Below are 23,299 nucleotides of genomic sequence, written 5' to 3'. Positions count from 1 at the left end.
CAAATGTCAGTAATGTCATATATTGATGCAATCAATTTGGCGATGAAAGAAGAAATGGAACGAGATTCTCGCGTCTTCGTCCTTGGGGAAGATGTAGGAAGAAAAGGCGGTGTGTTTAAAGCGACAGCCGGACTCTATGAACAATTTGGGGAAGAGCGCGTTATGGATACGCCGCTTGCTGAATCTGCGATCGCAGGAGTCGGTATCGGAGCGGCAATGTACGGAATGAGACCGATTGCTGAAATGCAGTTTGCTGATTTCATTATGCCGGCAGTCAACCAAATTATTTCTGAAGCAGCTAAAATTCGCTACCGCAGCAACAATGACTGGAGTTGTCCGATTGTCGTCAGAGCGCCATACGGCGGAGGCGTGCACGGAGCCTTGTATCATTCTCAATCAGTCGAAGCAATTTTCGCCAACCAGCCCGGACTGAAAATTGTCATGCCATCAACACCATATGACGCGAAAGGGCTCTTAAAAGCCGCAGTTCGTGACGAAGACCCCGTGCTGTTTTTTGAGCACAAGCGGGCGTACCGTCTGATAAAGGGAGAGGTTCCGGCTGATGATTATGTCCTGCCAATCGGCAAGGCTGACGTAAAACGGGAAGGCGACGACATTACGGTGATCACATACGGTCTGTGTGTCCACTTCGCCTTACAAGCTGCAGAACGTCTCGAAAAAGATGGCATTTCAGCGCATGTGGTGGATTTAAGAACAGTTTACCCGCTTGATAAAGAAGCCATCATCGAAGCTGCGTCCAAAACTGGAAAGGTTCTTTTGGTCACAGAAGATACAAAAGAAGGCAGCATCATGAGCGAAGTAGCCGCAATTATATCCGAGCATTGTCTGTTCGACTTAGACGCGCCGATCAAACGGCTTGCAGGTCCTGATATTCCGGCTATGCCTTATGCGCCGACAATGGAAAAATACTTTATGGTCAACCCTGATAAAGTGGAAGCGGCGATGAGAGAATTAGCGGAGTTTTAAAGACGTAAGGGAGGATACAATCATGGCAATTGAACAAATGACGATGCCGCAGCTTGGAGAAAGCGTAACAGAGGGGACGATCAGCAAATGGCTTGTCGCCCCCGGTGATAAAGTGAACAAATACGATCCGATCGCGGAAGTCATGACAGATAAGGTAAATGCAGAGGTTCCGTCTTCTTTTACTGGTACGATAACAGAGCTTGTGGGAGAAGAAGGCCAAACCCTGCAAGTCGGAGAAGTGATTTGCAAAATTGAAACAGAAGGCGCGAATCCTGCTGAACAAAAACAAGAACAGCCAGCTGCTTCAAAAGCCGCTGAGACGCCTGCTGCAAAAAGTGCCGAAGCAGCTGATCAGCCCAATAAAAAGCGCTACTCGCCAGCTGTACTCCGTTTGGCCGGAGAGCACAGCATTGATCTTGAACAAGTAACAGGAACAGGTGCCGGCGGCCGCATTACGCGAAAAGATATTCAGCGCTTAATTGAAACAGGCGGCGTGCAAGAACAGAATCCTGAGGAGCCGAAAACAGCAGCTCCTGCACCGAAGTCTGCATCAAAACCTGAGCCAAAAGAAGAGACGTCATATCCTGCGTCTGCAGCCGGTGATAAAGAAATCCCTGTCACAGGTGTAAGAAAAGCAATTGCTTCCAATATGAAGCGAAGCAAAACCGAAATTCCGCATGCTTGGACGATGATGGAAGTCGACGTCACAAATATGGTTGCATATCGCAACAGTATAAAAGATTCCTTTAAGAAGACAGAAGGCTTTAATTTAACGTTCTTCGCCTTTTTTGTAAAAGCGGTCGCTCAGGCGTTAAAAGAATTCCCGCAAATGAATAGCATGTGGGCGGGGGACAAAATTATTCAGAAGAAGGATATCAATATTTCAATTGCAGTTGCCACAGAGGATTCTTTATTTGTTCCGGTGATTAAAAACGCTGATGAAAAAACAATTAAAGGCATTGCGAAAGACATTACCGGCCTAGCTAAAAAAGTAAGAGACGGAAAACTCACTGCAGATGACATGCAGGGAGGCACGTTTACCGTCAACAACACAGGTTCGTTCGGCTCTGTTCAGTCGATGGGCATTATCAACTACCCTCAGGCTGCGATTCTTCAAGTAGAATCCATCGTCAAACGCCCGGTTGTCATGGAGAATGGCATGATTGCTGTCAGAGACATGGTTAATCTGTGCCTGTCCTTAGATCACAGAGTGCTTGACGGTCTCGTGTGCGGACGATTCCTGGGACGTGTGAAACAAATTTTAGAATCGATTGACGAGAAGACATCTGTTTACTAAATAAGCAAAAAGAGCATTTTTTGAAGTTTTGTTTCAAAAAATGCTCTTTTTCTATGCTGTATTATTCAGCGATCCGTATTTTCATTTCGACCCGATATTCTTCTTGTTTTTTCGGGGAGTAATGAATCGGTATGATTAACTCGTATACATCACTGACAACTGTTAATTGGCGGTCTGCGATATACTTGATAAGCTTCTGTAAGTTGAGAAAATAATGTTCAGGCGAAAAATTATACGCGATACACGCATACCTCCCTTTAGGGATTGTTGTGATTTCCATATCCGGCGTAATTGATGAAATCTGTTTATTCGTCAATACAGGCGTGAAAATATGACGGTAAGTCATTTCATCAATGCTGGTGTAGGGCTGAAAAGAGAAAGTAGCACCGTAGCTATTGTTCGTAAATCCATCTGCTGACTCGATAAATTTTTTTAATTTGCTGTAGGAGGCATTGAGCACGTTTTCAGGCCCGATACCTTCTGCCTCTGTCTGAATGATCCGTATTTCTTCTTCATCTAAAACAAACACCTCACCGAGCGCGGGATATTCCATCTGCCGTTTCATCCGCTTTTTCACCAATGAAATGGTTTGCTCCAGTGCTGATAAAAAGTCTAATTTCTCCCTGATTTGCCTCTCCTGCTCTGTATAAAAAGCAAACAGTTCTTCCATCTCTAAGTCCTGTGCTTTTTTCATCTCCTCTAAAGGTGTGCCGATATATTTCAATGATTTGATCAAATCCAGATGAATGAGCTGAGAATCTGTATAATAGCGGTAGCTGGTATCCGGGTCGACGTAGGCGGGTTTAAATAAATCAATTTTATCGTAATAACGGAGCGCTTTAATCGACACGTTTGCCAGTTTTGAAACTTCCCCAATTGAGTAATACGATTCCTTCATGCCATCACTCCTTCTGTCATCAGTATAAAGAAGAAGCGCATTCTTTGCAGTACACAAAGAATACGCTTCTTATCACGTGCTGGCTTTAAGATGTGCAGGCGCTTTCCAAGCAATGGTCAGTGCAATCCCTATGGCTAAGGTGACCGTTGCAAAGTAGAAAGGATAGTTTACATCAATATCGAACAGCATTCCGCCGATAATTGGCCCGAATACATTGCCGATACTTGTAAACATTGAATTCATACCGCCGGCAAATCCTTGTTCATTTCCCGCAATCTTTGACAGGTAAGTCGTTACCGCAGGCCGCATGAGATCAAATCCGACAAATACGGTGACTGTCACCAACAGAATCGCAACATATGAATGTACTGTTGTCAGCAAGAATACCAGACTCGTAGAGACAATTAAGCTGTACCGAATTAAATGGATTTCGCCAAACCATCTTGTGAAGCGGTCGAATAAGACGACTTGCGTAATGGCGCCAACAATCGCTCCTCCTGTAATCATAATGGCAATGTCGCTGGCCGTAAAACCGAATTTATGATCCACGAATAATGCAAATAAAGATTCAAATGATGCTAAACCAAAAGACGAAATTAAGATAATGAGAAAAGCTATGAAATACATGGGGGCAAAAATCCGTTTAAAGCCTGTCTTCTGCCCTTTTATTTCCTGATTTTCAGGGTTTCGTTCCGGCTCGCGCAGCGTGAGGATTGATAAAATGGCTGCTAACAGTGCAAAAGCTGCCGCAAAGAAAAAAGGCAGCCGGGAATGGACTTCTGCTAAAAATCCCCCGATGCCGGGACCGATAATAAATCCTGTTGAAATAGCGGCTGACATATAACCGAGCGCTTTCGGCCGTGTTTTAATGGTCGTGATATCTGCGATAAAAGCCGTGACCCCAGGCATAATGAAGGCTGCGCTGATACCGCCCAGCATACGGGAGATAAATAACATCTCCACTGTTTTTCCAATGCCGAATAAAAACTCCGACACACTAAAGAACAACAGGCCGATTACGATCATGATCTTGCGCCCGAAGCGATCAACCCATCGTCCGGCTATTGGTGAGACAATGAGCTGTGTAATAGCGAAGCAGGCAACCATATAGCCGACCGCAGTCCCTGATAAATGCAATTCATTCATAATGGTCGGCGTTACTGGAATCACAAGCCCGATCCCCAAAAAAGCAATAAATAAATTGGTTAATAATATAGTTAAGGTAATATTTTTCTTCTCCATATGACTTCCCCTTTTCAAGTGTGTATCCCTTATACTGTAAGACCTCCTCCTAGGGGAGAGTCAACGGATTTGCAAAATCTTTCTAAAGCCTTATGACAGTTATTCATTTGCGGGAACAAGCATGTCGATATGCTGCGGCAGGACCTGAATGACTGCGGGTGTATGTGTATAAACTTCTCCATCCATATCCGCCTTTTTGGCAGTGTCTGTTTCAATCTCGATACGGGAGGCCTGGACATAGGACAGCTCTCCGGTAAAACGATCAATTGAGCCCTGTTCCATGCTCATCAGCTCCCGCAGCGCGGTGAGGTTGGTGTTGCGACATATGAGAACATCAAGTAAGCCGTCTTCAATACTGGCATCGGGCAGAGGAATTCGATTCGTTCCAATGTATTGGCCATTCATCACAAGCAGCATAACGGCTTCTTCTTTTATTTCTTCTCCATCAATTTTTAATGTCATCGGAAACGATGCAGCGGATGAGACGGTTCGCAAGGCACTTGTAAAATAGCTGATTTTTCCCAATAATGCTTTTTCCGTTTCGTTGATTTGATTCGACGTTTCTGCAATTAAGCCGATCCCCCAGAAATTCAAAAAATAACGGTCATTCATCTGACATACGTCTACGCTGGTTTTTTTTCCTGCCATAAGTGCTTCCGCGGCCTTTGCAAGATTTTGAGGGATGCCAAGCACTCTTGAAAAGTCGTTGCACGTGCCGCCGGGCAAAATTCCGACAGCGGGTTTTCTTTCTAGAGCGCTGATAGCATTTATGCATTGATGGATCGTGCCGTCGCCGCCGAGAATGAAGACGGTGTCGACAGAATCATCAATGGATCGGCAAAAATGATACGCATCATCCTTTTTCTTTGTCTGTTTAATAATCACCTCATCTAAATGGTGAGATAAAACCGGCACCACAGCACCAAGTGCTTTTTCTATATTTTTGTTGCCGGCATTTCCGTTATGAATCAGTAACGCTTTCCGGTGGCTCATATACAACTGCTCCTTTATTTTACTTCTGGTTATATAATCCCCTTTTTCTGTAAGCAGTAAACGAAGAGCAAAAAAAGTGCACGGCGAAGCAAAGTCATTTGCCGATATGGACGTTTCCTTGCTATCATAAGAACAGATGATGAAAAAGGAGAGGTCTTCATTGAACATGGACTTTAATTTATTTATGAATGATATTGTCCGCCAAGCGAGACAAGAAATAACAGCTGCCGGATACACCGAGCTTAAAACAGCCGAAGAGGTGGATGAGGCACTTGCAAAAAAAGGAACGACGCTCGTCATGGTAAACTCTGTTTGCGGATGCGCCGGAGGAATTGCAAGACCGGCAGCCTACCATTCCGTTCACTATGATAAAAGACCTGATCAGCTCGTCACCGTTTTTGCCGGACAGGATAAAGAAGCGACAGCGCGTGCGCGTGACTATTTTGAAGGTTATCCGCCATCTTCTCCGTCCTTTGCGATTTTGAAAGACGGAAAGATCATGAAAATGGTAGAGCGTCATGAAATTGAAGGCCATGAGCCGATGGCCGTAGTGGCAAAGCTGCAGGAAGCCTTTGAAGAATATTGTGAAGAAGTATAAGACGAACAACCCGGATGCTCAAAGCAGCCCGGGTTTTTTTGTGCATAAATTTCCAAGGATATATGAATAAATATTAAGGGATTATTCAATCGGATTGTACAGCGATTTAATTTTTATCTAGTAATATCAGAAGAGATCACTGGAAAGATAAGCTTAAAGATAATTTTTAAAAATAGTATTGCATAAAAATGAGAAACTGTTTAAAATACAAATTAACGAATAAATATTCAAACACACCAAAAGTAATGAATACGGGGGAAATGGATCATGAAAAAATGGCTCTTATTACTTGTAGCTGCTTGCATCACCTTTGCATTAACTGCGTGCGGCTCAAGCAATTCAGGTTCAGAAAGCGGAAAGAAAAAATTAATTATGGGTACTTCGGCGGATTACAAACCGTTTGAATATAAAGAAGGAGATAATATTGTCGGCTTTGATGTAGAGCTGGCAAAAGCTCTGGCAAAGAAGGCAGGCTATGAAATTGAAGTGCAGGATATGGACTTCAACAGCTTAATTACAGCGCTTAAATCAAAACAGGTGGATCTCGTTCTGTCAGGAATGACACCAACGCCTGAGCGTAAAAAACAAGTTGATTTTTCCGATGTGTATTACACAGCGAACCATATGATTGTCAGCAAAAAAGACAGCGGCATTCAATCTTTGAAAGACCTGAAAGGAAAAACAGTTGGCGTTCAGCTTGGCTCTATTCAGGAAGAGAAGGGGAAAGAGCTTTCTCCGGAATATGGTTTTAAAACAGAAGACCGCAACAGAATTTCTGATTTGGTGCAGGAAATCAAATCTGACCGTTTCGATGCCGCGATTATTGAAGACATTGTTGCAGAAGGGTATTTCAAATCAAATGATGACCTGCAAGGCTTTGTGATTCCTGATGCGAAAGCGGAAGAAGCCGGTTCAGCAATTGCTTTCAGAAAGGACAGTGAACTGACAGACAAATTCAATAAAGCGCTCAAGGAAATGGAAGATAACGGAGAGCTTGAGAAATTGAAGAAAAAATGGTTCACTGGCGAGAAGTAAAAAAAAGCGGCTCAACTTTTTCGTTGAGCCTTTTTATTGAATAGGAAACTTTTTTCCTGTAAGAAAAGGAGACAAAGGCTATGAATTTGGATTTTTCAGCAACGATCCCCCAAATTCCTTTTATATTAGAAGGCTTGGCAATTACATTAAAAATTGTTGTTGTATCTGCTATTATCGGACTTATACTCGGTATTGTGCTAAGCTTATGCAAGATCAGCACATTCCGCCCGTTTATCTGGATCGCTGATTTTTATACATCAGTGTTCCGAGGCACGCCTTTAGTGCTGCAGCTTATGATTGTCTATTTTGGCCTTCCTCAGCTGCTCGGATTTCAAATTGACCAGTTTTGGGCTGCGGTTGTCGCATTGTCTTTGAATTCCGCCGCTTATGTATCGGAAATTATCAGAGCCGGAATCAATGCCATTGATAAAGGGCAAAAAGAAGCTGCTGTTGCACTCGGTGTCCCGTATGGAAAAATGATGAAGGATCTGCTGCTGCCGCAGGCCTTCAAAAATATATCACCTGCAATTGTGAATGAATTAATTACGTTAACAAAAGAATCGGCGATCGTTACCGTCATCGGGCTTGGTGATGTCATGAGACGCGCATATCAAGCTGGCGCCGCCACTTACAATTACCTTGAGCCGCTCATTATCGCGGGATTGATTTATTATGTGCTTGTCCTGATTTTAACGTTTATCGGCAAGGCTGTAGAAAGGAAGCTGAAATCCAATGATTAAGGTTGAAAAGCTGTCAAAATCATTTGGGAAACACGAAGTATTAAAAAACATTTCAACAACAATCGCTGAGGGTGAGGTTGTTGCCGTGATCGGTCCTTCAGGCTCAGGCAAATCAACGTTCTTACGCTGTTTAAACCTGTTGGAAAAGCCTAACGGCGGAACCATTACAATAAAAGACACAGAGATTACGAAGCCAAAAACCAACACATTAAAGGTCCGGGAAAACATCGGGATGGTTTTTCAGCATTTTCATCTCTTTCCGCACAAAACGGTTCTCGAAAACATCATGTACGCGCCTATCAATGTGAAAAAAGAAACAAAACAGGCTGCACAGGAGAAAGCTGAGGACCTGCTCCGCAAAGTCGGTTTGTTTGAAAAGCGAAATGACTATCCAAACCGTTTGTCTGGCGGACAAAAACAGCGTGTCGCGATTGCCAGGGCTCTTGCGATGAATCCGGACATCATGCTGTTTGACGAGCCGACCTCCGCCCTTGATCCAGAGATGGTTAAAGAAGTGCTACAGGTGATGAAAGAGCTGGTCGAAACCGGCATGACCATGGTGATTGTCACACATGAAATGGGCTTCGCAAAAGAAGTGGCAGACCGTGTGCTATTTATGGACCAAGGAATGATTGTCGAAGACGGCAATCCGAAGGAATTTTTTATGTCGCCAAAATCCAAAAGAGCGCAGGACTTTTTAGAGAAAATATTATAGAATATAAAAAAGAAGAAGGCTGGCCGCCTCTTCTTTTTTATTGAAGAAACAAATAGAAATGGAGTCCGACATGTTTAAAATTGGTTACCGCACAATAAAGACCGCGCTTGGAACAGCTTTGGCTATTTATATAAGCCAGTTATTGCATTTGCAAAACTTCGCATCAGCAGGAATCATCACCATTTTGTGCATACAAATCACACAAAAACGGTCGCTTCAGGCCTCATGGGCCCGCTTTGCGGCATGCTGTCTGGCAATTGTTTTTTCTTATCTCTTTTTCGAGCTTATTGGCTACCACCCGTTTGTGATCGGAGCGCTTCTTTTGATATTCATTCCGATAACCGTTCTGTTAAAAATTAACGAGGGTATCGTCACCAGTTCTGTTATTATCCTTCATTTATACATGTCCGGCGGCATTACGCCTACTTTCATCTGGAATGAAGTTCAGCTGATTACAGTCGGCATCGGCGTCGCTCTATTGATGAACTTGTATATGCCGAGTCTTGATCGGAAGCTGATTGCTTACCGTAAAAAGATAGAGGATAACTTTGCTGTCATTTTTGCAGAAATCGAACGGTATTTGTTAACTGGTGAGCAAGATTGGTCAGGAAAAGAAATTCCGGAAACGCACCAGCTTATTACGGAGGCTAAAAACCTGGCATATCGAGATGTGCAAAACCACATTTTACGTTACGAAAATCTGCATTATCATTATTTTAAAATGAGAGAAAAGCAATTTGAAATTATTGAACGCCTTCTCCCTAAAGTGACATCGATCTCCATCACGGTAGATCAGGGAAAAATGATCGCTGAATTTATTCATGATTTGCGGGAGGCGATACACCCTGGGAATACAGCGTATAAATTTCTGAAAAGACTTGCTGACATGAGAAAAGAATTTGAGGAGATGCCGCTTCCTGCGACTAGAGAGGAATTTGAAGCGAGGGCTGCTCTCTTCCATCTTCTCGGTGAAATGGAACAATATTTAGTGATTAAAAGTTATTTTAAAGGAATAAAAGCGCAAAAATCACTCGGATGATTCGCATGAGCTCTTCCTTCATTGGTCAACCTAATGAAAAAGGAGGAGCTTATGCGTTTTTTCTTATGTTCGATTTTCATGATGATTTCACCGATTTGGCCGCTCGGCGAAAATCCGCTGCCAGGTGATCCGTATGTTATTGTCAACAAGCGAACAAATGAACTTGCTGTTATTCTCGACAACAAAGTAGAAGGCGTGTATAGTGTGGCGACTGGAAAAACAGATGATTTGACGCCTGAAGGAGAGTTTTCGGTAACGGTAAAAGCGGAAAATCCTTACTACAGAAAGAAAAATATTGAAGGGGGATCTCCTGATAACCCGCTTGGGGCAAGATGGATCGGATTTGACGCGAAAGGAACGGACGGGCGGATTTATGGAATTCATGGGACAAACCGAGAGGAATCAGTAGGAAAATTTGTGTCTAACGGCTGTATACGTATGCATAACGATGAGGTTGTTCATTTGTTTCAAACGATACCAGTAGGAACGAGAGTGCTGATCACGGACGACAACCGCTCTTTTGAGGAGATTGCCATCGAGCATAAAGCTCTGATAAAAAAGCAGGATATTCCCATTGAATAAGGCGCCTGCTTTTTTATCGTTATAGAAACATGACGATTCCTGAGAGTACAGTTGAAAGAATAAAAACTCCCAAAATCACGATCAAAACGCTTTTCATCAGTTTTTGAGACATGATTTTCACTCCTTAAACAATCTGTCTATATTTTAGCGTGTTTTGAATGGGCGGACAAGCGATATCTATTAGCGAAAGCAGGGATGAAAATGAACAGGCTTGACCATATCGGGATAGCCGTTTTTTCGATAAAAGATGCAAGAAGCTTTTATGAAAATGTATTGGGGCTTGCATTTCTTCATCAAGAAACGGTTGAAGAGCAAAAGGTGAATGTTGCTTTTTTTCAAGCTGGTAGCGTCAAACTTGAGCTGATAGAGCCGTTGACAGCTGACAGCCCCGTCCGTTTATTTTTGGAGAAGAAAGGGCAGGGACTGCATCATATTGCGTTTTTGTGCAACGGCCTATCTGAACAGCTTCAAGCATTGTCTGACCGGCATGTTCAATTGATTGACAGGTTTCCAAGACAGGGGGCGAACGGGAAAAAGATCGCGTTTATTTCCCCTCGGGAAACAAACGGTGTTCTTGTAGAGCTTTGTGAACCGAAAGGAGATCAACAGAATGAACATGAATGAGCACATGGATCATTTATACACGAAACGCAAGCAGGCAGAAGAAGGCGGAGGACGGGAAAAGCTGGCTCAGCAGCGGCAAAAGGGCAAGCTCACTGCTCGGGAAAGGATCATATTTCTTCTAGATCAGGACAGCTTTATCGAATTACACCCCTTCATGGAAAGTCAAGTGTTAACAAGAGAACAGCGCATGTTAGGGGATGGGGTCGTGACAGGGTACGGCACAATTGACGGCCGCTCAGTTTATGTATTTGCGCAAGACTTCACAGTGTTCGGAGGGGCGCTTGGCGAAACCCATGCCAGGAAAATCTGCGCTTTGATGGATCTGGCAGCAAAAAATAGAGCGCCGATTATCGGGCTGAATGACTCAGGTGGTGCGAGAATTCAAGAGGGTGTGGTATCATTAGATGGATACGGTCACATATTTTACCGAAACGTCTTATATTCCGGAGTCATTCCGCAAATATCGGTTATTTTAGGGCCGTGCGCTGGAGGCGCTGTATATTCTCCGGCACTCACAGATTTTATATTTATGGCTGAACAGACCGGCCGGATGTTTATTACCGGCCCGAAGGTGATTGAAAAAGTTACAGGGGAACAGGTTGATGCGGAGAGCTTAGGCGGAGCGGGGATACATAATGCCGTCAGCGGAAACGCCCACTTTTCCGGACACACGGAGAAGGAGGTTCTGACAGGGGTGAGAAAACTGCTGTCTTATTTGCCGCTGAATGGCCGGACAACAGAGCCAAAGCCAGAGAAAGAGGCGTCCAGACCGTTATTAAACCGTCTTGTCCCTGCTGATACGACAAAGCCTTATGATGTTCGGAAGGTGATTAGGGAGCTGGCTGACCCGCAATCTTTTTTTGAGATTCAGCCATTTTTTGCGAAGAACATTGTCATTGGGTTTGCAAGGCTGGGTGAAAAAGCAATCGGCATCGTGGCGAGCCAGCCGAAGCATCTGGCGGGAAGCCTGACGATTGACGCTGCTGATAAAGCAGCAAGGTTCATCCGTTTTTGTGACGCATTTGATATCCCGCTATTGACTGTCGAAGATGTCCCGGGGTTTCTGCCGGGTATTCAGCAAGAGCACAATGGAATCATCAGGCATGGAGCAAAATTATTGTTTGCTTATGCTGAAGCGACTGTCCCAAAAGTCACACTCATCATTAGAAAAGCGTACGGCGGCGCCTATGTGGCCATGAACAGCAAAGCGATCGGAGCGGACCTTGTGTTTGCATGGCCGAATGCTGAAATCGCAGTGATGGGTCCAGAAGGTGCGGCATCGATTTTGTATGAAAAGGAAATCAAAGCTTCAGCTGACCCGCAAAAGACGAAACGCGAAAAAACAGCTGAATACAAAAAGCAAAACGCCGGCCCATACAAAGCGGCCGCTTGTGGAATGGTCGATGACATCATTTTGCCGGAAGAATCAAGGGGAAAACTGATTCAAGCTTTTCATATGCTTGCACATAAGACAGAAGAGAGACCGAAAAAAAAGCACGGTAACATACCGCTTTAATATGGAGGGACTTACAAATGGTGAATGAAAAACGCCTGCTGGAAGAATTTTTAGAGCTTGTCCAAATTGACTCAGAAACAAAGCACGAAGCTGAAATCTGCAAAGTGCTGAAACGAAAATTTTCTGATTTAGGTGTGGACGTTAAAGAAGACGATACAATGGATATCACGGGCCACGAAGCCGGTAACCTGATTTGCACGCTAAAAGGGACAAAACAAACAGATACGATCTATTTTACATCTCATATGGACACAGTTGTACCCGGAAACGGCGTAAAACCAGTTGTAGAGAACGGTTACGTCAAAACTGACGGCACGACGATTTTAGGCGCTGATGATAAAGCGGGATTGGCTGCAATGTTTGAGGCGATTAAGGTGTTGAAAGAAGAAAACATTGAACACGGCACGATTGAATTCATCATCACAGTAGGGGAAGAATCGGGTCTGATCGGAGCGAAGGCTCTTGACCGTTCTATGATCACTGCATCCTACGGCTATGCTCTTGATTCAGACGGAAAAGTCGGAAATATCATTGTGGCCGCGCCGACACAGGCGAAGGTAAGAGCGGCAATTTTCGGGAAAACCGCGCACGCCGGGGTTGAACCTGAAAAAGGCATTTCAGCGATTACAATCGCTAGCAAAGCCATTTCAAAAATGCCATTGGGCCGTATCGATGAAGAAACAACAGCTAATATCGGCCGGTTTGAAGGCGGCACACAGACAAACATTGTGTGCGACGAAGTTCATATTCTTGCTGAAGCGCGCTCTTTAGTTCCTGAGAAAATGGAAGCTCAGGTTCAAAAAATGAAAGCTGCTTTTGAAGAGGCAGCTGCTGATATGGGCGGACGCGCAGAAGTCGAAATTGAGGTTATGTATCCGGGCTTTAAATATCAAGACGGCGACCAAGTTGTTGAAATCGCGAAAAAAGCGGCTGCTAAAATCGGACGTCCAAGCGAGCTGCAAACGAGCGGCGGCGGAAGCGACGCGAACGTAATCGCTGGTCATGGCATCCCGACGGTCAATCTTGCTGTCGGTTATGAGCAAATCCATACAAAAAATGAAAAAATGCCGATCGAAGAGCTCGTTAAAACTGCAGAAATGGTTGTTGCCATTATTGAAGAGGCGGCAAAATAAAAAAAAGAAAACCCGAGTGCGATTTCCCGCATCGGGTTTTTTTAGCTCCATTTCCTAAGCGGCCAAAATAACACATCCTGTTTTTTAGCGTAATGAAGCAAGGGGTCTGACTCGGGCAATGTAATACCGTGAGCATCAGTCACCGTATTGACTGAAATTTCTGCTTCGGCGTTTTGCAGCAGCCACGGATGATGATGGATGTCTTCGTAATAGAGCTTATTGCGATAAGTGGTGTAGAGCCTGTATCGTTCTGTCAGCCAGTAATCGAGCGAATCCTTTTCTGCTGTAAAAGGCGCTGAAATGGGCCGGTATGCGGCGTGGAATGCTGCTTCTTTGTCATTTTTCCGCTTGCTGACATAGTCAATGGCATCACCGTTTTTTTCGGCCTTCATATCCGCGTAAAAATAAGGCAGATGAAAGAATGTGCGAGCGCCAAGGACCGCCAGACGATGATCGGCATCTAAGCTAAAAAAATAAATGCCGGGCTTGCCTTTATACGTGACATAGGTGCGGAGGTTAAGCTCAGGAAATGCACGCGCACCGGGAATGACAGGAAGATAACGCGCCCTCAGGTTCGTGAGCATAAAGGGAAGCATGCTGATCCAAGCTTGCCCGTTATATGTATCTAATTCTAAAACGGACGGTACCAAAGCGCGAAGGATAGAAACATCAACAGGCCAGTGAGCAAATAAGACATCATTCCAGGTTTGTCTCATGATCCAGATTCCTTCAGGTATAGAAATGTTTTTTTGCTGAAAGTGTTCCGTCAACGTATATGCTCCTTTCGGTTGGAGGTGAGTAAAGGTATTCCCGATTTCCTTCTTTTTAAACGGTCGGCTATTTTTTAGGATGGCCATTTCTGCTTCAGCCATGATAAACAAGACTGTTTGGCGTGATATGTTTTGCAAGTAACAAAAAACAACCCCGGCTTTTCGCGCGGGGTTGCTTTTTTATTTCACCGACTCAGTAAGAGCGGCTGTTTTTTTACTTTTATGATGCGTCATCTGAAGGACGATGTTTTGCACTGTCAAAAACAGTCCGCTTGTAAACCAGTACAGCGGAAGGGCTGCCGGGACATTAAGCGAGAAAATCGTCATCATCACTGGGAAGATGAACACCATCAATTTTGCGGATTGCTGTGCCGCAGGGTTTTGCGGGACAGCGGAATATTTCGCGCTCAGTTTTTGAGCGACATAGGCCTGGATAAAGTACATTGCTCCCGCGCTAAGAGACACGAGAATGTCAGATTGTCCTAAACTGAACCATAAAAACGAGTGTGACGCAATTTCAGGTGTAGAGCGAATCGCGTAATAAAACCCAATCACAATAGGAAACTGAATCAGCATTGGGAGGCATCCCATAGCAAGCGGATTGATGTTGTTCTCTTGATACAGCTTCATCATTTCCATTTGCAGCTCTTTTTGTTTTTCAGGGTCCTTCGTTTTTTTCAATTTGGCCTGAATGCTGTCAACCTGAGGTTTAATAACGGCCATTTTCTCTTGGAACACGCGCTGTTTTTTGAACTGATTAACAAACAAAGGCAGTACAACCATACGCACAATAATGGTTACGAGGATAATAGAGAGTCCGTATTCTCCGTGAAACAGCCCGGCAACACCCTTAAGCAGAGCGGAAAACGGTTCGATTAAATAATCGTGGAAAAAACCTACGTTGCTGAGGCCTCCCACCTGATTAGTCGCTGCAAATGCAGCATTGCCCGAGCATAATACGATCAAAAAGATACCCATAGCCAAAAGTTTTTGATATGTTTTTAACAATTTTGTTCTCCTCCTTTTTATAAATGCGGTTTATAAAAGAAGAGAACCGGCGTCTTCCTCATCGTTCACAGGCGAATTCATGCGGAAGACTTTACGTATCCAAGTTGTAATGCGATGATATATAATAATAAGAAAGTCTGTTCGGTTAATGTGAAAGACCGTCTGATGTTCATCTGTTCGTTTTGATTTCCATTGCTCGCCCGCACGGCACTCCCGTAAGAGAAATGCAATCCCGATTGCCGTTAGAGCAGGAAGAATAATTGTGAAAAAATCGACTAAGAATAAAACGTCATTTATCGATTCCACAAACATTGTCATCACATCCATTCAATAGCTTCATTTTACTATATGTACAAGCTGTTGTCTAATGACCGAAAAGGAGATTTGTTTATGCCGGGAAAGAGCCGAATTATTTTCCATATTGATATGAATAGCTTTTATGCGTCGGTTGAAATGGCATATGATCCGGCTCTCCGGGGAAAGCCGGTCGCAGTTGCCGGAAACGTAAAGGAGCGAAAGGGCATTGTGGTAACATGCAGCTACGAAGCAAGAGCGCGCGGCGTCAAAACAACGATGCCGGTTTGGCAAGCGAAGCGCCATTGTCCTGAGCTCATCGTTCTTCCGCCGAACTTTGACCGCTATAGAAACTCTTCCAGAGCAATGTTTACCATTCTCCGTGAATATACTGACCTGGTGGAGCCTGTCTCCATCGACGAAGGCTATATGGACATGACCGATACACCATACAGCAGCCGCGCGCTAGAGACGGCAAAAGAAATCCAAAGCAGGCTGCAAAAAGAGCTGCTGCTCCCGTCAAGCATAGGGATCGCGCCGAATAAATTTCTCGCTAAGATGGCGTCTGATATGAAAAAACCGCTTGGAATTACGATTTTAAGAAAGAGGCAAGTGCCTGATATCCTGTGGCCGCTTCCTGTTGGAGAGATGCACGGAGTCGGCAAAAAGACAGCGGAAAAACTGAAGGGACTCGGCATCCATACAATCGGAGAGCTAGCTGCAGCTGATGAACACTCCCTGAAACGCCTGCTTGGCATAAACGGTCCGCGCCTTAAAAATAAAGCAAATGGCATTCACCATGCGCCGGTTGACCCGGAGCGCATTTACGAATTTAAAAGCGTCGGCAACTCATCGACACTTTCCCATGATTCCAGTGATGAAGAAGAGCTGTTAGGCGTCTTTAGAAAGCTTGCTGCTTCTGTGAGTGCCCGTTTACAGCGCAAGGAAGTCATGGCTTCGAAGCTTTTTATTATGATTAGATATGCGGATTGGAAAACCATCACAAGAAGCACCACGCTGAGAAACCCGATTGATCAAAAAAATGACATTTTGAAAGAAGCGGAGCACCTCTTTTTTAAACATTGGAATAAAAATCCTGTCAGGCTACTTGGCATTACCGGAACGGATTTAGTAGAAAAAGAGCAGGCCTATAAACAGCTCGATTTGTTCAGCTTTAATGAAGATGCGAAGGATGAGCCTATTCAGCAGATGATGGAAAAGCTGAATAAAAAGTACGGTACCAAACTGATCAGAAAAGGGGCAACGTTAAAAAAAGAGGAGAGCAAAACAAAGGGAACAAGCTTTAATAAAGATTTTTTTCATGATGAAAAGAAAAGCTGAATCGCTTGAAAAAAAGGGTGAATGTATGGTAATTTCTTTATTATAAATATCATTTTATTTTAATTTAAATTTTAAAATGATTAAACGTTTGCAGAAGGGACGTTAGAATATGTCAAAACAACAAATCGGCGTTATCGGACTTGCGGTCATGGGTAAAAATCTGGCTTTAAATATCGAAAGCCGGGGATTTTCTGTTTCTGTCTACAACAGATCAAGCAGTAAAACTGAGGAGTTTTTACAGGAGGCAAAAGGAAAAAATGTTGTTGGCACATACAGCATTGAAGAATTTGTCCAATCCTTGGAAACACCGCGCAAAATCTTATTAATGGTTAAAGCGGGAACTGCAACAGATGCGACAATTCAATCTCTTCTTCCTCATCTAGAGAAGGATGATATTTTAATTGACGGCGGTAATACATACTATAAAGATACACAGCGCCGTAACAAAGAACTCGCTGAAAGCGGCATTCATTTTATCGGAACAGGTGTTTCCGGCGGAGAAGAAGGGGCACTTAAAGGGCCTTCTATTATGCCTGGCGGACAAAAAGAAGCACATGAGCTTGTAAAACCGATTCTTGAAGCCATTTCTGCAAAAGTTGACGGAGAACCTTGTACGACATATATCGGTCCGGACGGCGCCGGCCATTACGTAAAAATGGTGCACAACGGAATTGAATACGGAGATATGCAGCTGATCTCTGAATCATATTTCATTCTGAAACAGGTGCTGGGCCTTTCTGCTGATGAGCTTCATGAAGTTTTCGCTGAATGGAATAAAGGCGAGCTTGACAGCTACCTGATTGAGATTACGGCTGACATCTTCACAAAAAAAGACGAAGAGACAGGCAAACCGCTTGTTGATGTGATTCTTGATAAAGCAGGTCAAAAAGGAACAGGAAAATGGACAAGCCAAAGCGCACTTGACTTAGGCGTTCCGCTTCCGATTATTACTGAATCTGTATTCGCACGCTTTATCTCAGCTATGAAGGAAGAGCGAGTAAAAGCGAGCGGACTTCTTTCAGGACCAGAAGTGAAGCCTGTTACAGAAAATAAAGAAGAGCTGATTGAAGCGGTCAGAAAAGCGTTGTTCATGAGTAAAATCTGTTCATACGCGCAAGGATTTGCCCAAATGAAAGCTGCTTCTGAAGAATACAACTGGGATCTGAAATATGGTGAAATCGCTATGATCTTCCGCGGCGGTTGCATCATTCGCGCGGCATTCCTTCAGAAGATCAAAGAAGCTTACGATCGCGAGCCTGAGCTTGACAACCTGCTTCTTGACAGCTATTTCAAGAATATTGTAGAAAGCTATCAAGGAGCGCTTCGCCAAGTGATTTCACTTGCAGTTGCCCAAGGTGTGCCGGTGCCATCATTCTCAAGCGCATTAGCCTACTATGACAGCTACCGCACAGCCGTACTGCCTGCAAACTTAATCCAAGCACAGCGCGACTACTTTGGCGCTCATACTTATGAGCGTACTGACAAAGAAGGCATCTTCCATACTGAATGGATGAAGTAATCAATAGAAACCCCCAAAGCTATAGAGCTTTGGGGGTTTTGTTATTAAAGAGATTGTTATACCTTTGTGACAGTTACAAAAAAGCCGAAAATGTTTACAAGCATTTTCGGCTTTTTTCTTCTTATTATATATTCCACCAGTGTAAGCCGTCTTTCGCCAAAAGATCATCAGATTCTTTCGGTCCCATTGAGCCTGATTCGTAGTTAGGAGATAAGGTTTTGTTTGCTGCCCATGTTTCAGAAATAGAGTCGACAAAGCTCCAAGAAAGGGCAACTTCATCCCAGTGTGCAAAGTTTGTTGCATCGCCAAGAAGACAGTCGTGAATGAGTTTTTCATATGCTTCAGGGGTGTTCAACTCGTCATTGCAATTGCTGCAATAATCGAGTTTGATTGGCTGTGCGTGTGCTGCTCCGCCAAGCTTTTTAGCATTTAAGTAAAGCGTAATGCCTTCGTCAGGCTGAATATGAATGACAAGCAAGTTCGGATTCATGTTGTTTTCATTACCGTAGTACAGGTTCATCGGAATGTCCTTAAATTGAACGACAATTTTTGTGGACTTTTCTTTCATTCGTTTTCCGGTTCTGATGTAGAATGGAACACCAGCCCATCTGAAGTTGTCGATCAAGAGCTTGCCGGCAACAAAGGTTTCTGTATTGGAGTCAGGAGCGACATTATCTTCATCTGTATAAGCAGGAACCGGTACACCGTCAATTTCACCAGCTTGATATTGTCCGCGCACAAAGTATTCATCCACTTCGTCTTTTGCAATAGGACGAAGTGCTCTCAGCACCTTCACTTTTTCGCTGCGGATTTCTTCTGTGTTCAATTTGATAGGCGGCTCCATTGCAAGAAGGGCAACCATCTGCATAATATGGTTTTGCACCATGTCGCGAAGGGCGCCTGATTTTTCGTAATATCTTGCGCGGTCTTCAACGCCTAGTGATTCGCTAGATGTGATTTGAATGTTTGAAATGTAGCGGTTTGTCCAAAGCGGTTCGAAAATCGCATTGGCAAATCGAATCACTTCAATGTTCTGAACCATTTGTTTGCCTAGATAATGGTCGATTCTGTAAATTTGATCTTCCGTAAATGCTTCGCGGATTTCTTTATTCAATGCCTGTGCGCTTGGCAGATCATGGCCGAACGGTTTTTCGATGACAAGGCGGGACCAGCCGGTTGTAGCTGTTACACCCTCTGATTTTAATGTTTTTGCAATCGTTCCAAAGAATTCAGGAGCCATTGCCAAGTAGAACATTCTGTTGTTAGGAATTTGATATGTATCTTCCAGCTGGTTAAGCAATACGTTTAGCTCTTGATAAGAACCAGGGTTTGTCACGTCAAACGGGTGATAGTAAAAATGAGACGTGAAATCATCTATATGCTTATCTGCAGATGAGGAAATGGATGTTTTAACAGTTTGGCGAAGATCCTCATTAGACCAAGGTCTTCTTCCAACTCCTACCACTGCAAACTCTTCTCCGATTTGTCCGTTTTGATATAAACGGTGAATAGACGGATACAATTTTCGTTTTGCTAAATCTCCAGTTGCACCGAATATGACAATTACTGCTTTTGGTTGTTGGTTTGTTTTCACTAAAAGTACCTCACTTTATTCGAAGCTTTATTTTAGTACACCCCGTATATTTCCTTCATTTTAAATCTAAAATTCAACGAAAGCAAACATTTAAGCCCTTTTTTAAGCAGAATGCTGAAAAAATGTTTCTAGCACGAAAGGATTGTTCTTTTCAGAGGCAAGATTCACATTTTGAGCTTGATCCTGTATTCTTGTAGGTATCTGGTTCTAGTAGGAGGAAGGAAACGTGGAATTACTTTTTTTAGGGACGGGAGCCGGCATCCCCGCCAAGGCGAGAAATGTAACGTCGGTGGCATTAAAATTGCTTGAAGAAAGGCGTTCGGTATGGCTTTTTGACTGCGGGGAAGCCACACAGCATCAAATTTTACATACAACGATTAAACCTCGTAAAATAGAGAAAATCTTTATTACACACATGCACGGCGATCATGTATACGGACTTCCGGGGCTTCTGGGGAGCCGTTCCTTTCAAGGCGGAGAGGACGAGCTGACAGTGTACGGACCTAAAGGGATCAAGGCGTTTATTGAAACAAGCCTTGCCGTCACGAAAACCCATTTGACATATCCGCTTGCGATCCAGGAAATTGAAGAAGGAATCGTGTTTGAGGACGATCAGTTTATTGTCACAGCGGTATCTGTTATTCATGGAGTGGAAGCCTTCGGGTACCGTGTGCAGGAAAAAGACGTACCGGGTTCCTTGAAGGCTGACGTATTAAAAGAAATGAACATCCCGCCCGGACCTGTATATCAGAAAATCAAAAAAGGCGAAACGGTAACGCTTGAAGACGGACGAATCATCAATGGGAATGATTTTCTGGAGCCTCCTAAAAAGGGAAGATCTGTTGTGTTCTCCGGTGATACGAGAGTAAGTGACAAACTAAAAGAGCTTGCGAGGGATTGTGATGTGCTTGTTCATGAAGCAACCTTTGCTAAGGAAGACCGTAAACTTGCTTATGATTATTATCACAGTACAACGGAACAAGCGGCTGTAACAGCGAAAGAAGCAAGAGCGAAGCAGCTCATTTTAACCCATATCAGCGCAAGATATCAGGGAGATGCTTCTTTGGAGCTTCAAAAAGAAGCGGTTGACGTTTTCCCCAATAGCGTGGCGGCATATGATTTCTTAGAGGTAAACGTCCCGCGAGGCTGAAGGCGGAGCTCTTATTTGACAATTTGTGATGACGTTGTATAATAAAACGTAATCATTACGCTTTATAAGGAGATGTTAATTATGAGAGTAAATGTTACTTTAGCCTGCACTGAAACGGGAGACCGAAATTACATCACAACAAAAAATAAACGCACCAATCCAGACCGTTTGGAGCTGAAAAAATATTCACCGCGTTTAAAGAAATATACCCTTCACCGTGAAACAAAATAATATAAAAGACCGGGAATCCCTTACGGCCCGGTCTTTTTTTACGTTAATTGACTGCCTGGTAAAGAGGAGCGGCCTGCTGGCACGCTGCGCACCATACGTCATAAATAGCCAAGTGAACGATATGAGGTTCATCATGATGGATGTTGTGGGAGCTGTTTTTAGCTTGAATCCAGCCGCTTTGGTTAGATAGAGACAATATGCTGCTGTGCAAGTTTTGCCACTCCTGTTCAGCAGCGAATTTCTCAGTCCGTTCTCCTGATGACAACACAAGAAGAGGCATGTTTCCTAAGTGGACTTGCCGCTTTTTGAGCTCCTGCAGACTTTTTGAAAACTCTGCATGTGTGCCCTCAAGCATCATCTTTCTCGTATGTGATTTGTGCATTTCTTCGGGTATAAAGGTAAAGCTGGCGCAATCGCCTAAAGCTGGGTCAAGAAGGACCATGCCGATAATATCATGCTTGTTTTTGCAGGCCCATAAACCGGTGATGACAGCTCCGTATGAGTGTGAAACAGCCAAATAAGGAGGTTTTACATCAGCTGCTTTAAGCAAACTCTCCAATTCTTTCACTTGTTGATCAGCTGTTCGTTTAGCTCTGCTTTGCCCGCTTTTTCCTATGCCTGCCCGATCATATGTGAAAATGCCAAATTCATCATCAATGTCCGCCATTAATGGTTTCCACGTCTCAGAAGAAGTACCATAGCCGGCCTCAAAGACAATCGTTACACCGCTTGATCCTTTCCGGTGCTGTGTATGAAACGCACATCCGTCAATTGTATATGTCTTTTCCATCCAAGCTGATTTCATTGGAGTCATCTCCTCTAATTGGTTCTACTAGGGAGACGGAGAACCTTAGCCGATCGTTTCTCTAAAAATAAAAAAAGAGATATCCTCTACAGGATATCTCTTATGGCATTACCAGCCTCTTTCGTATTGAACAGGGGCCGGAATCTCTGTATTGAGCTGTTTCGCAGCAGTTCTTGCAAAGAATGGATCCCGCAAAAGCTCTCTGCCGATAAAGATGAGGTCGGCACGTCCGTTTTGCAGAATTTCTTCAGCCATTGAACCGTCTGTAATCATGCCGACGGCACCAGTAGCCATGTCCGCCTGTTCACGGATTTTCTCAGCGAAGCTGACCTGATAGCCAGGGAATACGTTAATGTCTGCGTGAACAAGGGCGCCTGAGCTGCAGTCAATTAAGTCAACACCCTGCTCCTTCATCCATTTTGCAAAACCGATGTGATCGGCAATGTCTAAGCCTTTATCAGTGTAGTCAGAAGCAGATACACGGACAAATAAAGGACCGTCCCATACTTGTTTGACTTCATCAATGATCTCTCTCAAGAAACGATAGCGGTTTTCAGGTGAGCCGCCATATTCATCTGTGCGATGGTTGGAAAGCGGAGACAAAAATTCATGAATTAAATATCCGTGCGCCGCATGAATTTCAATCACATCAAAGCCGGCTTCTTTTGCGCGGGCAGCCGCTTGCTTGAACTCCTGGACCGTTTCTTTTACTTTCTCTGCTGACATTTCTACAGGTGTTGCTGATTGTTCGTCAAACGCAATCGCCGATGGAGCGAAGATATCTCCTTCAAGCTCTGCTTTACGTCCAGCATGGGCAAGCTGAATGCCGATTTTTGAGCCTTGTTCTTTGACCTGCTCAGTCAGTTTGGCAAAGCCTTCAATATGCTCGTCGCTCCAAATGCCTAAGTCTTGGTCAGTGATTCGTCCTTGAGGGTTAACCGCTGACGCCTCTACAATAATCAGTCCGACCTGGCCGATTGCGCGCGATATGTAATGTGCCATGTGGAACGGTGTTAATTTTCCGTCCTTTTCATGAGAAGAATACATGCACATTGGCGACATGACAATGCGGTTTTTTAACGTCATATCTTTAATTGTAATAGGTGTAAATAATTTTCTGGCCATTTCTTTCGCCTCCCGTAAGGTTTTTAGAGATTGATTATATCAAGTCATTTCTTTCCCGTCATA

25 protein-coding genes are annotated in these 23,299 nt (G+C 43.9%); 15 read left to right on the top strand and 10 right to left on the bottom strand.

Annotated features, from left to right (window positions below):
* Positions 1 to 3: 3 nt before the first annotated feature.
* Positions 4 to 987 carry a 3-methyl-2-oxobutanoate dehydrogenase subunit beta gene (gene bfmBAB, locus NSQ12_RS12340; protein ID WP_004398638.1) on the top strand — a complete coding sequence of 328 codons (984 nt, stop codon included), beginning with the start codon at positions 4 to 6 and terminating at the stop codon, positions 985 to 987.
* 22 nt (positions 988 to 1,009) lie between these two features.
* Positions 1,010 to 2,284: a branched-chain alpha-keto dehydrogenase complex dihydrolipoyllysine-residue (2-methylpropanoyl)transferase gene (gene bfmBB / locus NSQ12_RS12335; protein ID WP_339174828.1), complete on the top strand. Its 1,275-nt coding sequence runs from the start codon at positions 1,010 to 1,012 to the stop codon at positions 2,282 to 2,284.
* A gap of 61 nt (positions 2,285 to 2,345) precedes the next feature.
* Here bfmBB and bmrR read toward each other — a convergent pair whose 3' ends face one another.
* From bmrR to NSQ12_RS12320, 3 genes are all read right to left on the bottom strand, one after another.
* A complete protein-coding gene (gene bmrR, locus NSQ12_RS12330) occupies positions 2,346 to 3,182 on the bottom strand; it encodes a multidrug efflux transcriptional regulator BmrR (protein WP_003230325.1) in 837 nt (278 codons plus the stop codon).
* A 72-nt stretch (positions 3,183 to 3,254) separates the two neighbouring features.
* A complete protein-coding gene (gene bmr, locus NSQ12_RS12325; RefSeq protein ID WP_163138275.1) occupies positions 3,255 to 4,424 on the bottom strand; it encodes a multidrug efflux MFS transporter Bmr in 1,170 nt (389 codons plus the stop codon).
* A gap of 99 nt (positions 4,425 to 4,523) precedes the next feature.
* Positions 4,524 to 5,417, bottom strand: coding sequence for a diacylglycerol kinase family lipid kinase (locus NSQ12_RS12320; RefSeq protein WP_003230330.1), 894 nt, complete (start codon positions 5,415 to 5,417; stop codon positions 4,524 to 4,526).
* A 160-nt stretch (positions 5,418 to 5,577) separates the two neighbouring features.
* On the opposite strand from NSQ12_RS12320, the gene brxB reads away from it, so the two are divergent.
* From brxB to NSQ12_RS12290, 6 genes are all read left to right on the top strand, one after another.
* On the top strand, positions 5,578 to 6,015 hold the full coding sequence (brxB, locus tag NSQ12_RS12315; protein ID WP_024715130.1) for a bacilliredoxin BrxB: 438 nt from the start codon (positions 5,578 to 5,580) through the stop codon (positions 6,013 to 6,015).
* A gap of 267 nt (positions 6,016 to 6,282) precedes the next feature.
* Entirely contained in the window at positions 6,283 to 7,050 is a 768-nt protein-coding gene (gene artP / locus NSQ12_RS12310; protein WP_004398706.1) for an arginine ABC transporter substrate-binding protein ArtP, read from the top strand.
* A gap of 80 nt (positions 7,051 to 7,130) precedes the next feature.
* Complete coding sequence (gene artQ, locus NSQ12_RS12305; protein WP_003230340.1) at positions 7,131 to 7,790, top strand: arginine ABC transporter permease ArtQ; 660 nt, start codon at positions 7,131 to 7,133, stop codon at positions 7,788 to 7,790.
* Entirely contained in the window at positions 7,783 to 8,505 is a 723-nt protein-coding gene (gene artR / locus NSQ12_RS12300; protein WP_147772213.1) for an arginine ABC transporter ATP-binding protein ArtR, read from the top strand. Before artQ ends, artR begins: the two co-directional genes overlap by 8 nt.
* 70 nt (positions 8,506 to 8,575) lie before the next feature.
* Complete coding sequence (locus tag NSQ12_RS12295) at positions 8,576 to 9,544, top strand: aromatic acid exporter family protein (RefSeq protein WP_029317941.1); 969 nt, start codon at positions 8,576 to 8,578, stop codon at positions 9,542 to 9,544.
* Positions 9,545 to 9,595: 51 nt separating this feature from the next.
* The gene (locus NSQ12_RS12290; RefSeq protein WP_004398604.1) at positions 9,596 to 10,126 is read left to right on the top strand and encodes a L,D-transpeptidase; all 531 of its coding nucleotides are present in this window, start codon (positions 9,596 to 9,598) and stop codon (positions 10,124 to 10,126) included.
* 19 nt (positions 10,127 to 10,145) lie between these two features.
* Here NSQ12_RS12290 and prli42 read toward each other — a convergent pair whose 3' ends face one another.
* On the bottom strand, positions 10,146 to 10,238 hold the full coding sequence (gene prli42, locus NSQ12_RS12285; protein WP_003226489.1) for a stressosome-associated protein Prli42: 93 nt from the start codon (positions 10,236 to 10,238) through the stop codon (positions 10,146 to 10,148).
* Positions 10,239 to 10,327: 89 nt separating this feature from the next.
* Here prli42 and mce point away from each other — a divergent pair, with 89 nt between their 5' ends.
* The 3 genes from mce to NSQ12_RS12270 are packed head-to-tail and all read left to right on the top strand — an operon-like array spanning position 10,328 to position 13,399.
* Complete coding sequence (mce, locus tag NSQ12_RS12280; RefSeq protein WP_014480205.1) at positions 10,328 to 10,750, top strand: methylmalonyl-CoA epimerase; 423 nt, start codon at positions 10,328 to 10,330, stop codon at positions 10,748 to 10,750.
* Entirely contained in the window at positions 10,743 to 12,266 is a 1,524-nt protein-coding gene (locus tag NSQ12_RS12275) for an acyl-CoA carboxylase subunit beta (protein WP_080265375.1), read from the top strand. Before mce ends, NSQ12_RS12275 begins: the two co-directional genes overlap by 8 nt.
* A 17-nt stretch (positions 12,267 to 12,283) precedes the next feature.
* Positions 12,284 to 13,399 (top strand): tripeptidase T, encoded by a 1,116-nt coding sequence (locus NSQ12_RS12270; RefSeq protein WP_029317945.1) that lies wholly within the window; start codon positions 12,284 to 12,286, stop codon positions 13,397 to 13,399.
* A gap of 41 nt (positions 13,400 to 13,440) precedes the next feature.
* Here the strand turns inward: NSQ12_RS12270 and NSQ12_RS12265 are convergent, their stop codons facing one another.
* The 3 genes from NSQ12_RS12265 to mifM all read right to left on the bottom strand — a co-directional run bounded on the left by NSQ12_RS12265 (position 13,441) and on the right by mifM (position 15,495).
* Positions 13,441 to 14,169 (bottom strand): DUF2071 domain-containing protein, encoded by a 729-nt coding sequence (locus NSQ12_RS12265; protein WP_163138277.1) that lies wholly within the window; start codon positions 14,167 to 14,169, stop codon positions 13,441 to 13,443.
* 180 nt (positions 14,170 to 14,349) lie between these two features.
* On the bottom strand, positions 14,350 to 15,177 hold the full coding sequence (locus NSQ12_RS12260) for a membrane protein insertase YidC (RefSeq protein WP_017697660.1): 828 nt from the start codon (positions 15,175 to 15,177) through the stop codon (positions 14,350 to 14,352).
* A 30-nt stretch (positions 15,178 to 15,207) separates the two neighbouring features.
* Positions 15,208 to 15,495 carry a membrane protein insertion/folding monitor MifM gene (gene mifM, locus NSQ12_RS12255; RefSeq protein WP_010886563.1) on the bottom strand — a complete coding sequence of 96 codons (288 nt, stop codon included), beginning with the start codon at positions 15,493 to 15,495 and terminating at the stop codon, positions 15,208 to 15,210.
* A 72-nt stretch (positions 15,496 to 15,567) separates the two neighbouring features.
* On the opposite strand from mifM, the gene NSQ12_RS12250 reads away from it, so the two are divergent.
* Both NSQ12_RS12250 and gndA read left to right on the top strand, forming a co-directional pair.
* Entirely contained in the window at positions 15,568 to 16,812 is a 1,245-nt protein-coding gene (locus NSQ12_RS12250; protein ID WP_024571720.1) for a DNA polymerase IV, read from the top strand.
* Between the two features lie 109 nt (positions 16,813 to 16,921).
* Positions 16,922 to 18,331 carry an NADP-dependent phosphogluconate dehydrogenase gene (gndA, locus tag NSQ12_RS12245; protein ID WP_003230365.1) on the top strand — a complete coding sequence of 470 codons (1,410 nt, stop codon included), beginning with the start codon at positions 16,922 to 16,924 and terminating at the stop codon, positions 18,329 to 18,331.
* A gap of 124 nt (positions 18,332 to 18,455) precedes the next feature.
* Here the strand turns inward: gndA and zwf are convergent, their stop codons facing one another.
* Entirely contained in the window at positions 18,456 to 19,925 is a 1,470-nt protein-coding gene (gene zwf / locus NSQ12_RS12240; protein WP_014114310.1) for a glucose-6-phosphate dehydrogenase, read from the bottom strand.
* Between the two features lie 226 nt (positions 19,926 to 20,151).
* Here zwf and rnz point away from each other — a divergent pair, with 226 nt between their 5' ends.
* Both rnz and rpmG read left to right on the top strand, forming a co-directional pair.
* Positions 20,152 to 21,075, top strand: coding sequence for a ribonuclease Z (rnz, locus tag NSQ12_RS12235; RefSeq protein ID WP_004398681.1), 924 nt, complete (start codon positions 20,152 to 20,154; stop codon positions 21,073 to 21,075).
* Positions 21,076 to 21,156: 81 nt separating this feature from the next.
* Positions 21,157 to 21,306: a 50S ribosomal protein L33 gene (gene rpmG / locus NSQ12_RS12230; protein ID WP_003226511.1), complete on the top strand. Its 150-nt coding sequence runs from the start codon at positions 21,157 to 21,159 to the stop codon at positions 21,304 to 21,306.
* A 43-nt stretch (positions 21,307 to 21,349) separates the two neighbouring features.
* On the opposite strand, the gene NSQ12_RS12225 is transcribed toward rpmG, so the two are convergent.
* Together NSQ12_RS12225 and namA are read right to left on the bottom strand one after the other, a co-directional pair.
* The gene (locus NSQ12_RS12225; RefSeq protein ID WP_003230373.1) at positions 21,350 to 22,111 is read right to left on the bottom strand and encodes an alpha/beta hydrolase; all 762 of its coding nucleotides are present in this window, start codon (positions 22,109 to 22,111) and stop codon (positions 21,350 to 21,352) included.
* A 108-nt stretch (positions 22,112 to 22,219) separates the two neighbouring features.
* A complete protein-coding gene (namA, locus tag NSQ12_RS12220) occupies positions 22,220 to 23,236 on the bottom strand; it encodes an NADPH dehydrogenase NamA (protein ID WP_003230377.1) in 1,017 nt (338 codons plus the stop codon).
* Between the last annotated feature and the right edge of the window lie 63 nt (positions 23,237 to 23,299).

It is taken from the genome of Bacillus sp. PS95 (assembly GCF_037963565.1).
Classification (GTDB): Bacteria; Bacillota; Bacilli; order Bacillales; family Bacillaceae; genus Bacillus; species Bacillus subtilis.
Note: the sequence above shows the minus strand (reverse complement) of the source record. Positions and strands in the feature narration are given on the sequence as shown.